Raw genomic sequence first — 8,466 nt, 5'->3', positions numbered from 1 at the left:
CGCTTGCGGCGACCCTGGTGCTCGGTGCGATGCCGGCCCGGGCCGTGCTGCCCGACGAGATCATGGCGGACCCGGCGAAGGAGGCGAGGGCGCGCGAGCTCTCCAGGGAACTGCGCTGCATGGTTTGCCAGAACCAGTCGATCGACGATTCGGAGGCGCCGCTGGCGCGCGACCTCCGCCTCCTGGTGCGTGAACGCATCTCGGCCGGCGACAGCGACCGGCAGGTGATCGATTTCCTGGTGGCCCGCTATGGCGAATTCGTGCTGCTGAAGCCGCGCCTCAACGAGCACACGCTGGTGCTGTGGCTGACCCCGCCGCTGGCGCTTCTGCTGGGCGGTTTTGCGCTCTGGCGCCTCGGCCGGCGCAAGGCAAATCCGGCTGCCGACGGGGGCGATTCCAGCCCCGGATTGACGTCCGACGAAGAGGCGCGCCTGGAACGGCTGCTGGCGGCCGAATCCGCGCGGGACAAACCGCTTTAGTTCCTTTCTAAGCCCTTAATTTGCATGCGCTATTGTGCCGCAGCACGGGTCCGCTCAATTACCAAAGTTTAATTCCGCAGCCAGCGCGCTGTAAGGCTGATGACCCCATGTTCAGGCGCATCAGGTGCTCGCCCGCGCACCGAATGATTCTGGCCCTGGAGATCTCAAGACATGACCGACCGTCCCGACCTCTCGACCCTTCCGTCCTACAAGGCGCCGAAGCGCTCGCTGTTCTCTGCCCGCAAACTCGCGCTGATGGCGTCGGTCGTGGCCGGCCTCGGTGCCGCCACCTACGGCTTCAGCCCCACCCACAACCCGGCCGACCTGTTCACGACGCCCGCGCATGCGCAGGTCAATAACGAGGTCAAGAAGGTTCAGCAGCCGGTCGGCTTCGCCGACATCGTCGAGCGCGTCAAGCCGTCGGTGATCTCGGTCAAGGTCAACATTCGCGAGAAGGTCGCGAAGGACGACAGCGGCAACAATGAAGATTCGCCGTTCCAGCCGGGTTCGCCGATGGAACGCTTCTTCCGCCGCTTCGGCGGTCCGGATGGCTTGCCCCCGGGTCTGCGCGGCGGACCGCGTGGCGGTGGCGTGGTGACGGGCCAGGGCTCCGGCTTCTTTATCTCGGCTGACGGCTTCGCCGTGACCAACAATCACGTCGTCGACGGCGCCGACAAGGTCGAAGTCACGACCGACGACGGCAAGACCTACTCCGCCAAGGTGATCGGCACCGATCCGCGCACCGATCTCGCGCTGATCAAGGTCGAGGGCGGCTCCAACTTCCAGTTTGCCAAGCTCTCCGACACCAAGCCGCGCATCGGCGACTGGGTGCTGGCGGTCGGCAATCCCTTCGGTCTCGGCGGCACCGTGACCGCGGGCATCGTCTCCGCCTCCGGCCGCGACATCGGCAACGGCCCGTATGACGATTTCATCCAGATCGATGCGCCCGTGAACAAGGGCAATTCGGGCGGCCCGGCGTTCGACGTGTCCGGTGAGGTGATGGGCGTCAACACCGCGATCTACTCGCCGTCCGGCGGCAGCGTCGGCATCGCGTTCTCGATCCCGGCCCAGACCGTCAAGAGCGTCGTTGCCCAGCTGAAGGACAAGGGCTCGGTCAGCCGCGGCTGGATCGGCGTCCAGATCCAGCCGGTGACCTCCGACATCGCCGACAGCCTCGGCATGAAGAAGGCGGAAGGCGCGCTGGTTGCCGAACCGCAGGCCAACGGCCCCGCGGCCAAGGCCGGCATCGAGTCCGGCGACGTCATCACCGCCGTCAATGGCGAGCCGGTGAAGGATGCGCGCGAACTCGCCCGCACCATCGGCGGCCTCGCGCCCGGCAATGCCGTGAAGCTGAACGTGCTGCACAAGGGTCAGGACAAGACCGTCAACCTCACGCTCGGCCAGTTGCCGAACAACCTGGAAGCCAAGGCTGACACCGACAACAACGGCGACAAGGGCAACTCGTCCCGTGGCACCGACGTGCCGAAACTGGGCCTCACTGTGGCACCCGCCAACAGCGTGGCCGGCGCCGGCAAGGAAGGCGTGGTCGTGACTGAAGTCGATCCCAAGAGTGCTGCCGCTGAGCGGGGCTTCAAGGAAGGCGACGTGATCCTCGAGGTCGCCGGCAAGACCGTCGGCACCGCCGGTGAGGTGCGTGATGCGATCACCGCGGCGCGCAATGACAACAAGAACAGCGTTCTCATGCGCGTGAAGAGCGGCGGTTCGTCGCGCTTTGTGGCAGTGCCGCTGGCCAAGGGATAACTATCTATGAGTTGGAACGCGTCGCCGGCATTAGTCGCCCCCGCCGACGGCTCGTTCCGGGGGGCGGGCCCCTTGCTCGCTCCCTATGTTGCCTTTCGATGGAATATGCCCCCCTCTGTCGGAAGGTCTCAGGGCGGTGAGGTCCCCCAGCTTCACCGCCCACTTTTTTCAGCGCCGCATGATCCGGAAAAGTGGAAACCGGTTTTCCCCCGCGACAAACCCGGAACGGGTTTGTCGCGGAGATCATGCGCCCACAAGATTCCCGGAATATTCGCGGTCGTCTTGCATGTGCAGGCCGGCCGCGCCATGCTGACAGAGGGCCCATTCCCGTGACCGCAACCGCTCCGCAAATGCGCATCCTGATCATCGAAGACGACCGCGAGTCAGCCGACTATCTGGTCAAGGCATTCCGTGAAGTCGGCTATATCGCCGATCTCGCCTCGGACGGTGAGGAAGGCCTGTCGATGGCGGAGACCGGCGACTACGACGTGCTGGTTGTGGATCGCATGCTGCCGAAGCGGGACGGCCTGTCGCTGATCGGCATCCTGCGCGACAAGGGCAACCGGACGCCGGTCCTGATCCTGTCGGCGCTCGGCCAGGTGGACGACCGGATCAAGGGCCTGCGCGCCGGCGGCGACGACTATCTGCCAAAGCCATATTCCTTCGCTGAGCTGCTCGCGCGCGTCGAGGTGCTGTCGCGGCGCAATGTCGGGCCGGCCGAGGAGACCACCTACCGCGTCGGCGACCTCGAGCTCGACCGGCTGTCGCATCGCGTCGCCCGCGGCAAGGACGAGCTCACGTTGCAGCCGCGCGAATTCCGCCTGCTCGAATATCTGATGAAGCATGCAGGCCAGGTGGTGACGCGGACCATGCTGCTCGAGAATGTCTGGGACTATCATTTCGATCCGCAGACCAACGTCATCGACGTCCACATCTCGCGGCTGCGCTCCAAGATCGACAAAGGCTTCGAGCGGCCGCTGCTGCATACCATCCGCGGAGCGGGGTATATGATCAGAGATGGCATTAGGTAGATCGTGACGGCCTTCGGCAAACTGATCCGGACCACGGCGTTTCGACTGACGCTGGTCTACCTGTTCCTGTTCGCGCTGTTTGCCGCCTCGCTGCTGGCTTATTTCGCCTGGAACACGCGACGGCTGATCACCGAGCAGATCACGACCACCGTCAACGTCGAGATCGGCGAGATCACCGCCATCTATAACCGTCGCGGCCTGCACGGCCTGCTGACCACCATGGGCAATCGTGCGCTGCGGCCGGGCGCCAACCTCTATCTCTTGACGGCGCCGAACGGGCAGGCGCTGGCCGGCAATGTCGGCTCGCTGGCGCCTGGCGTGATGAGCGTCCAGGGCTGGAGCGAGACCGCCTATCGCCGGTTCGATGACCAGGACAAGACCGATCACCGCGCGCTGGTGCGGGTCACCGAGATGGACAACGGATTCCGCCTGCTGGTCGGACGCGACCTCGAGGAGCGGCGGCGGCTGTTCGGCATCGTCGCCAAGGCCGCGCAATGGTCGATCCTCGTCGTCGTCGTGCTCGGCATCGGTGGCGGCATCTTCGTCGCGCGCCGCGTGCTGCGCCGGATCGACGCAATGACCGGCACCACCAAGCGCATCATGGCGGGCGATCTGTCCGGCCGGCTGCCGGTCGGCCGCAGCGGCGACGAGCTCGACCGTCTCGCGGAAAATCTCAATGTCATGCTGGAGCGCATCGAGGCGCTGATGACGGGGCTGAAGGAGGTCTCCGACAACATCGCCCATGACCTCAAGACCCCGCTGACGCGGCTGCGCAACCGCGCCGAGGAGGCGCTGGCGCGGTCGGGCTCCGAGGCCGATTATCGCGCGGCGCTGGAGCGGACGATCGAGGAGTCCGACGGGTTGATCCGCACCTTCAACGCGCTGCTGATGATCGCGCGCGCCGAGTCCGGCCAGGCGCGCGGCAACATGGACGATTTCGACGGCGCCGACGTCGCCAATGGCATCCACGAATTGTACGAGCCGCTGGCCGAGGACGACGGCATGAGGCTGCAGGTGAAGACCGCGCCGGCGCCGATTCACGGCAACCGCGAATTGATCAGCCAGGCGGTCGCCAACCTGGTCGAGAACGCGATCAAATATGGCAAGCCCGAACCGGGCGTGGAGCCGATGAAGGCCGATGCGCGGGAGATCCTGATCGAGGCCCGGCGCGAGGGCGATCAGGTCCTGCTCAGCGTCACCGACCACGGTCCGGGCATCCCCGAGGGTGACCGCAAGCACGCGGTGGAGCGCTTCGTCCGGCTGGAGGCGAGCCGCACCTTACCCGGTTCCGGTCTCGGCCTCAGCCTGGCCTCGGCGGTTGCCACGCTCCACGGCGGCGAGCTGCGGCTCGGCGATGCCCATCCGGGGCTGGTGGCGACCCTGGTGCTGCCGGCGCGGGCGGGCGGCAGTGACAGGCTTGCGGCTCAAACGCAGGATGTGCCACAGAAGGCGGCATGAATGCCGCCGCGCCGGGAAACGCGGATCGTCACCATCTGGCCGCGCGGTTCGCGGACGGACCGCGTGTCGCCGCTCCCGTATCCGCCGATCAGCGCCTGACCGACTGGTTCGCCGAGCTCGAGCCGGCGCAATCGGCTGCGCTCGCGGCGCTGCTGGAGCACCCGTTCGCACGGGACATCCTGCGCGGCATTGCCGAATTCTCGCCGTATCTGTTCGAGCTGGCGCGGGCTGATGCCGCGCGGCTGATCCGGATCCTGTCATGCGACCCGGAGTCGCATCTTGCGAACCTGATCGAGACCACCTCGCGCGACGTGCTCGCCGCCGGCAGCGAGGCCAACGTGATGGTTCTGCTTCGCCGCATGAAGGCGGAGGCCGCGCTGATGATCGCGCTGTGCGACATTGGCGGCGTCTGGCCGGTGATGCGGGTGACGGCGGCGCTGACCGACATTGCGGTGAATTCGGTGCAGTCGGCGCTGCGATACTTGTTCCTGCAGGAGGTCGCCCGCGGCCGCATGACTGCCGTCGACCCCGACCATCCGGAAGCGGGCTCGGGCCTGATCGTGCTTGCGATGGGCAAGATGGGCGCGGGCGAGCTGAACTATTCCAGCGACATCGACCTGATCGTGTTCTTCGATCGCACGGCCACCTCGCTCGCCGAGGATATCGAGCCGCAGCCGTTCTTCGTCCGCGTCACCCAGGCGATGGCGCGGATGCTGCAGCAGCGCTCGGGCGAGGGCTATGTGTTCCGGGTCGATCTCAGGCTGCGTCCGGACCCGGCCTCGACCCAGGTCGCGATCTCGACAGACGCGGCCTTGCATTATTACGAGCGCGAAGGGCGCACCTGGGAACGCGCCGCGATGATCAAGGCGCGGCCCTGCGCCGGCGATCCCAAAGCCGGCGAGGCGCTGATCGGCGAGCTCGCGCCGTTCGTCTGGCGCAAGCATCTGGATTTTGCGGCGCTGGCCGACGTCCACGACATGAAGCGGCAGATGCAGACCTATCGCGGCCAGAGCGAGATCTCGGTCGAGGGCCACAACGTCAAGGTCGGCCGCGGCGGCATCCGCGAGATCGAATTCTTTGCCCAGACCCAGCAGCTGATCGCCGGCGGCCGCCATCCGGAGTTGCGGGTGCGGCCGACGCTGGAGGCGCTCAATGTGCTCGCCGAGAGCAACTGGATCACCTTCGAGGCGCGCGACGAACTGACCACGGCTTACGAATTCCTGCGCAGGGTCGAGCACCGGCTGCAGATGATCGCCGACGAGCAGACCCACTCGCTGCCCGAGGAGCCGGAAGCGGTCGAGCGCTTTGCGCATTTCTTCGGCTACGAGAATCGCGAGGCCTTCGCGAAGGATCTGCTCGGCCAGCTCAAGATCGTGCAGAACCATTACGGTAAGCTGTTCGAGGGCGACGATCCGACCGGAAGCGTGAAGCTGCCGGATGTCGACTACGGGGCCGGCCCCGAAGAGGGTCGCCTGATCGAACATCTCGCCAGTCTCGGCTTCAAGAAGCCGGTCATGGTCGCCGGCACCGTGCAGCAATGGATCGAGGGTGATTATCGCGCGCTGCGCGTGGAGGCGACGCGGGCGGCGTTCCTGGAGTTCATTCCCGGCCTGATCGATGGCCTCGCGGATGCCGAGGAGCCGGACGATGCGGTCGCGGCGTTCGACCGTTTCCTGGGCGCGTTGCAGCGCGGCGGGCGGCTGATCTCGCTGCTCAGCCAGAACCGCGATTTCGTCGCGCTGGTGGCGCTGATCCTTGGTGCTGCGCCGCGGCTCGGCGACATGCTGGCGCGGCAGCCGCAGATCATGGACGGCCTGGTCGATCCACGCTTCTTCGGCGCGATGCCGGACAAGAAGGAGCTGTCGGAGCGGCTTGCCGCCACGCTGCAGGACGCCTCGTCCTATGAGGACTTCCTCGATCGTCTGAGATTGTTCGGCCAGGAGAGCCTGTTCCTGATCGGCACGCGGATCCTGTCGGGCACGGTGTCGGCGCAGCACGCCAGCACGGCCTTCGCCGATGTCGCCGAAGGCATCGTGCACACCGTGCACGGTCTCGTCACCGACCAGTTCGCCGCGCAATATGGCCGGGTCAAGGGGCAGGAGACCGCGATCGTCGCGATGGGCCGTCTCGGCAGCCGCGAGATGACGGCGTCCTCCGACCTCGATTTGATCCTGCTCTACGATTTCGACGGCGAGGCGCCGGACTCCGACGGCGAGCGCTCGCTGCACGGCGCGCAGTATTTTGCCCGCTTCACCCAGCGCCTGATCAGCGCCTTCACGACCCGGACCAATTACGGCGTCCTATATGAAGTGGACATGCGGCTGCGGCCGTCGGGGCGTGCCGGTCCGGTCGCCTCGCGGATCGATTCGTTTTCCGACTACCAGGAGCGCGAAGCCTGGACCTGGGAGCACATGGCGCTGACGCGCGCCCGCGTGATCTCGTCGTCACCGGAGTTCCGCGAGAGGATCGAGGCGATCATCCGCAGCGTCCTGACCCGGCCGCGCGATGCGGCATCGACCGCGGCCGACGTTGCCGACATGCGGCGCGCGATCGCGCTGGAGAAGGGCGAGGACGATGTCTGGGACCTCAAGCTTGCCGCCGGCGGGCTCGTCGACATCGATTTCATCGCGCAATATCTGCAGCTCGCGCACGCCTCAGCGAAGCCGGAGATCCTCAGCGTCTCGACGCTGCAGGTGCTGGAGCATGCCGCCAAGCTCGGCCTGCTCGGCCAGTCGGAAGCCGAGATCCTGCGCTCGGCGGCGCGGCTCTATCACGATTTGACGCAGATCCTGCGGCTGTGCGTCACCGGCAAGTTCAATCCGGAGACCGCGGGCGAGGATCTGCGGCGCGTGATGGCGCGGGCCGGCGACGCGCCGGATTTCTCCGCGCTGGAGGCCCGCCTGCGCGAGACCCAGAGCGAAGTGCGCCGCGTCTTCAACGCGATCGTCGGCGGGGGGTAATCCCCACGACACTCGACCCGTCATCCTGAGGTGCGAGCGGAGCGAGCCTCGAAGGATGCACGGCCACGAGCCGGGCTGTCGACCCTTCGAGACGGCCGCTGCGCGGCCTCCTCAGGGTGACGGTGAGAAAGCGGTGGAAGCGCTCCGAGAGCTACGCCTGCTGCTTCAGCTTTTGCAAGGCATCGCGGACGTCGGGGTCGAGGCCGGCGCCGCCGGTGTCGAGATGGGCGAAGATCTGCTTGCGCATCCGCGGGTCCCAGAACTTCCAGATGTGCTCGGAGATGCCCTGCACGGCGCGGTCGTGCCCCTGGCTGTGGAAGAATTTCCCGATCTGGTTCGCCATATAGACCAGTTTGTCAGGCGACGACGACATAAGTGGACTCCTTGCCGGGCACCGCACCTGTGACGCGTTCCGGGTGCGTAAAGATTTCAAATCCATCGGCGCGGGCGATCCCGGCAAGCGTGATGCCGGCGGCATCTGCCATCCGTACCGCAAGCGCGGTCGGGGCCGACACGGCAGCAATCAGCGGCGCGCCGATCGCGGCGGTCTTCTGCACCATTTCGACCGAGACGCGGCTGGTCACCAGCACCATGCCGTCGCTTGCAACCACCTTGTCGCGGGCCAGCGCGCCGGCGAGCTTGTCGAGCGCATTGTGGCGGCCGACATCCTCGCGCAGCGCGACGATGCCGCGCGTGGCCGTCCAGAACGCGGCGGCGTGCACCGCGCGGGTCTGGCGGTTGATCTCCTGCAGCGGCGCGACCGCCGCCACCGCGGTC

General features: G+C 66.7%; 7 protein-coding genes. 5 read left to right on the top strand and 2 right to left on the bottom strand.

All coding sequences use genetic code 11. From position 1 onward, the window contains the following. Positions 1 to 14 precede the first annotated feature (14 nt). The 5 genes from H8B02_RS42070 (at position 15) to H8B02_RS42050 (ending at position 7,689) form a co-directional block, all read left to right on the top strand. Complete coding sequence (locus H8B02_RS42070; RefSeq protein ID WP_229171574.1) at positions 15 to 479, top strand: cytochrome c-type biogenesis protein; 465 nt, start codon at positions 15 to 17, stop codon at positions 477 to 479. 171 nt (positions 480 to 650) lie between these two features. Next, positions 651 to 2,240, top strand: coding sequence for a Do family serine endopeptidase (locus tag H8B02_RS42065; RefSeq protein ID WP_229171572.1), 1,590 nt, complete (start codon positions 651 to 653; stop codon positions 2,238 to 2,240). A 350-nt stretch (positions 2,241 to 2,590) separates the two neighbouring features. After that, entirely contained in the window at positions 2,591 to 3,271 is a 681-nt protein-coding gene (locus tag H8B02_RS42060; RefSeq protein ID WP_212311653.1) for a response regulator transcription factor, read from the top strand. A 3-nt stretch (positions 3,272 to 3,274) separates the two neighbouring features. After that, complete coding sequence (locus tag H8B02_RS42055) at positions 3,275 to 4,729, top strand: sensor histidine kinase (RefSeq protein ID WP_229171570.1); 1,455 nt, start codon at positions 3,275 to 3,277, stop codon at positions 4,727 to 4,729. Beyond that, positions 4,726 to 7,689, top strand: coding sequence for a bifunctional [glutamine synthetase] adenylyltransferase/[glutamine synthetase]-adenylyl-L-tyrosine phosphorylase (locus H8B02_RS42050; RefSeq protein WP_229171568.1), 2,964 nt, complete (start codon positions 4,726 to 4,728; stop codon positions 7,687 to 7,689). The genes H8B02_RS42055 and H8B02_RS42050 overlap by 4 nt, the downstream gene beginning before the upstream one ends. Positions 7,690 to 7,840: 151 nt before the next feature. Here the strand turns inward: H8B02_RS42050 and H8B02_RS42045 are convergent, their stop codons facing one another. Together H8B02_RS42045 and H8B02_RS42040 are read right to left on the bottom strand one after the other, a co-directional pair. Next, positions 7,841 to 8,062, bottom strand: a complete 222-nt coding sequence (locus tag H8B02_RS42045) for a formate dehydrogenase subunit delta (RefSeq protein ID WP_173641858.1) — start codon at positions 8,060 to 8,062, stop codon at positions 7,841 to 7,843. Then, on the bottom strand, positions 8,046 to 8,466 hold a 421-nt coding region (locus H8B02_RS42040), incomplete at its 5' end, for a formate dehydrogenase accessory sulfurtransferase FdhD (protein WP_229171565.1). The genes H8B02_RS42045 and H8B02_RS42040, both read right to left, overlap by 17 nt.

The sequence above is a fragment of the Bradyrhizobium altum genome (assembly GCF_020889705.1).
Classification (GTDB): Bacteria; Pseudomonadota; Alphaproteobacteria; order Rhizobiales; family Xanthobacteraceae; genus Bradyrhizobium; species Bradyrhizobium altum.
This window is presented reverse-complemented; position numbering and strand designations above follow the sequence as displayed.

What these genes read in the sequence shown, in the direction of transcription:
- H8B02_RS42065 (WP_229171572.1), top strand. Translation starts at nt 651, where the DNA reads ATGACCGACCGTCCCGACCTCTCGACCCTTCCGTCCTACAAGGCGCCG.
- H8B02_RS42060 (WP_212311653.1), top strand. Translation starts at nt 2,591, where the DNA reads ATGCGCATCCTGATCATCGAAGACGACCGCGAGTCAGCCGACTATCTG.
- H8B02_RS42050 (WP_229171568.1), top strand. Translation starts at nt 4,726, where the DNA reads ATGAATGCCGCCGCGCCGGGAAACGCGGATCGTCACCATCTGGCCGCG.
- H8B02_RS42045 (WP_173641858.1), bottom strand. Translation starts at nt 8,062, where the DNA reads ATGTCGTCGTCGCCTGACAAACTGGTCTATATGGCGAACCAGATCGGG.